The following is a 3,281-nucleotide window of genomic DNA, read 5'->3' as shown; positions in this document are numbered from 1 at the left end:
GGCTTTTGATACAAACAGTGAGGTCTGTCAACCAGAAAATTTGTCATACAACCAATTCTGGTGCATCGCGGGAGTCCTTGCTAGGGAGGGTTTCGGACGAGCCCGGGGAACTGGGTCGATTTGGGACGTGCCTGGCCGGCCATCTGAAAACCTGGCCGTGGATGTGATGCAGTGGAGGTTGGACAATGCGCTCGTTATTGCGGATTCTGGCTCTGGGGGCGGCTTGCGTTTTTTTCGCCGCCCCGGCCCTGGGGGGCGAACCGGACGCCCGGCCATGGGAACTGGACGCGGAGCATTCCAGTATCGGGTTTCGGGTCAAACATGTGTCCGGATACGTGACTGGTTTTTTCTCCCGCTTTTCCGGGGATATCGAGTTTGATCCAGCCCGGCCCGAGGACGGGCGGTTTTATATTCTGGTGGACAGCTCCAGCGTGACGACCGGGACGCCAGCTCGTGACGCCCATTTGCGCGGAGCCGACTTTTTGGACGTGGCCCGTTTCCCACGCATCATGTTCGCGTCCAAGGCGGTAATCCGCGAAGACGGCGACGCCTATGTCGCGCTTGGTGATCTGACCATCCGCGACGTGACGTGCGAGGTCCGCGTGCCGCTGACGTTTCTGGGCTCGCGGCCACATCCCTTGCGGGACCGTCTGCCTGGTGTCGAGGTCATGGGCCTTCAGGCCAAGCTTGTTGTCAATCGCCTGGAATTTCAGGTTGGTTCCGGACCCTGGGCCGATCTGGGCGTGATTGGCGATAGCATCGAGCTGAACATGGACATGGAATTGATGCGGCACCCCCGCTGATCGATCAACACGCGAGGACGAGGATTCGTGAAGAGCATCGAAATTCATCTCGATCGCGTCGACGTGGACATGGGCACGGTGCGCATTCTCCACGACATTGATCTGCATGTGACCGGGTCCGAACACTATGCCGTTCTCGGTGACAATGGCGCGGGCAAGACCACGTTGCTGCGTCTGCTGCTTGGGGAGCTCTGGCCGTCCCAGCGAAGCGGCGGGGCGCGTACGTACCGGGTGGACGGCGAAGTCTCGATGTCGCCGTTGGTCGTCCGCCCCCATGTCCGCCTAGTTTCCCCGGCCATGGCCGATTGGTACCAGCACCATGACTTGCGCGTGCCGGTGTGGGAAGTGATTTGCGCGGGGTTGGGCAACACTCCCTTTCTGTACCATTCGCCGTCCGAGGCCGAGGAAAGCCGGGCCCGGGCCGTGGGGCGGGAACTGGGTCTGGAGCGGGTGTTGGACCGACCCATGCAGACGGTGTCAACGGGCGAGGCCAAGCGGACCTTGCTGGCCCGGGCCGTTGTCGCCGATCCCAAAGTTTTGGCCGTGGACGAGCTGGGACAGGGATTGGACCGACAGGGGCAGCACCTGATCGCGGACGCGCTGGAGCGCATCGCGGCCACGGGGCGGACCCGTCTGTTTGTCAGCGGGCATGGCTTGGTGCCGATTCCGGAAGCGGTTGGCGGACGGATTTTTTTGGATCAGGGACGCAGATTGGACCGCCCCGTCCAGGCCTTGGCCGCCCCCCTGGCCTTGCCGCGCCGACGCGAGAGCGTCACGCAGGTGTTGGCGGCCGGGTCGCCCGTGGTCGAGGTCCGATCCTGTTCCGTGGTCGTGGGCGGGGTACCCGCCGTGGACGACCTGAGTTGGAGCGTGCGAGGCGGTGAATGTTGGGGCGTGGTCGGTCACAACGGAAGCGGCAAGTCCACCCTGCTGCGGATGATCACGGGCTACCGCCGCCCCTGGCCAGGGGGCGGCCTGACGTGGTTCGGACAGGCCGATCGCCTTGGCATTGGTCGGGTGCGGGCCCGGATTGGTATTTTGGCGCCATGGATCAAGGACCGCATCGATCCAGGGGCGACCTGTCGCGATATTCTCTTGTCCGGGCTGTGCGATGGCCTGGGTGTGCATCGGGGCCTGCCCGTCACCGAAATCCTCAAGGCCGAGGATCTGGCCCGGGATTGGGCCATGGAAGAATGGATGTCCCGGCCGCTGCGCTCCCTGTCTTATGGCCAAGCCCGTCAGGTCATGTTGGCGCGGGCCGTGGTCCATGGCCCGGAATTGTTGGTTCTGGACGAACCCTTTTCGGGTCTGGACCGCTCCTGGCAGGCACGCATGGTCGAACTGCTGCGGACGTTTTTGGACCAGGGGCGCACCATTGTCCTGGTGACCCATTCACCGGAATTCATGGACGGGCTTTTGACCCATGGCCTGTTGCTGGAGCGCGGCCAGGCTCGCGTGATCGACACCTGGCCACGAGTGCGGGCCAGCGCGGACTTCGGGCGCCTGTTTGGCGATTGCGGGCCGGGTGGTCACGGGCCTGGCGCCCCATGAACATCGTCTGCGTCCATGTCGGGCTGCGGGGGGCCCTGGAGGCGGCCGGGCATCGGTGCCTGGATTTGCGTCCGCCAGCCGGCGTGATTCGGCTGGAGCCATTGCTGGGCGACTTCGTGCCGGACGTGATCTTCCAGCAGGAAACGCTGGGGCCACGCACCATTATCGCGGATTTGGGAGCCTTTTCCTGCCTCAAGGTTTTTTGGTCCATCGATACCCACCTGAACAGCTTTTGGCATCAGTATTACGCCCGCCTTTTCGATCTTTGCTGCAGCACCCAAAAACAATGGCTGCCCTGGTTTGCCGCGCGTGGTCTTGTCCAGACGGCGTGGCTGCCCTGGTTCGGCTCGTCCCGTCCCGTTGCCCCCTGGGAAGAGCGCGTCCACGGTCTGGGATTCGTGGGCCGGATCACGCCGGAACGCCCGGTGCGACAATGGTTCGCGCAATGGCTCGACAGGATCGGCGATGTCCAGGTCCGTCAGGACTTGCCTCACGGACAAATGCTCGATTTTTATGACAAGAGCCGGATTGTCCCCAATGAGGCCATTTTTGGGGAAATCAATTTCAGACTGTTCGAGGCCGCCTCGTGCGGTTGCGCCGTCCTTAATCCGGCCGTGGGACATGTGGAGGGTTTGTTCGAGCCGGACAGCGAGGTGGCCCTGTACCGTGATGGGGCGGAGCTGGTCGATTGGGTGTGTCGGCTGCGCCACAACGACGTATTGGCCCGGTTGATGGGCTTGCGGGCCTGGGAGCGGATACAACGGGAGCATTTGCCGGAGCATCGCGCGCGGGCACTGCTGGCGAGGGTTGGCAACCTGGAGCGTGCGGCCCAGACCGGACCCGCGGCCCGGGTGGCCCTCTGGCTGACCTTGTTTTCGCTTTGGGAAGGCGGGCGGCTGCCGCTGCCCATGGAAGAAATGGAGCGGG

At 63.6% G+C, this 3,281-nt stretch carries 3 protein-coding genes; all 3 read left to right on the top strand.

What is annotated here, in order from left to right; translation table 11 throughout:
- The first annotated feature begins 185 nt into the window (after positions 1-185).
- Entirely contained in the window at positions 186-803 is a 618-nt protein-coding gene (locus EOL86_13140; GenBank protein ID NCD26519.1) for a polyisoprenoid-binding protein, read from the top strand.
- Positions 804-830: 27 nt separating this feature from the next.
- Positions 831-2,354 (top strand): ATP-binding cassette domain-containing protein, encoded by a 1,524-nt coding sequence (locus EOL86_13135; protein ID NCD26518.1) that lies wholly within the window; start codon positions 831-833, stop codon positions 2,352-2,354.
- The coding region (locus EOL86_13130; protein NCD26517.1) for a glycosyltransferase family 1 protein at positions 2,351-3,281 on the top strand (931 nt) is incomplete at its 3' end. The genes EOL86_13135 and EOL86_13130, both read left to right, overlap by 4 nt.

Source organism: Deltaproteobacteria bacterium (assembly GCA_009930495.1).
In the GTDB taxonomy this organism is placed as follows: domain Bacteria; phylum Desulfobacterota; class Desulfovibrionia; order Desulfovibrionales; family Desulfomicrobiaceae; genus Desulfomicrobium.
This window is presented reverse-complemented; position numbering and strand designations above follow the sequence as displayed.